A 229-nucleotide genomic window follows, 5' to 3' on the forward strand; every position below is an offset into this window, starting at 1 on the left:
GGCGTGAGGAGGCCGCGCCTCAATACAACCTGCTGGCCGAATTGCTTCGCTTCTTCGATGAACATCTCGCCGGCAGGGATACGGGTCTCAGCCGGGAAGCGCCTGTGCACTACTTCAACATCCACGCAGAGAAGTGGGAAAGCGCTCCAACCTGGCCGCCAACTGAACACACAATCACGCTTTTCCCGACCGCGGGCAGACTTCTCACCAGCGCGCCGGCCGAAGAGAG

At 61.1% G+C, this 229-nt stretch carries 1 pseudogene; it reads left to right on the forward strand.

Annotated elements, in window-relative coordinates:
* Window positions 1-229, forward strand: a pseudogene (locus SB771_RS37530) (hydrolase); the annotation flags it as partial.

The sequence above is a fragment of the Burkholderia sp. SIMBA_051 genome (assembly GCF_046534915.1).
Classification (GTDB): Bacteria; Pseudomonadota; Gammaproteobacteria; order Burkholderiales; family Burkholderiaceae; genus Burkholderia; species Burkholderia ambifaria.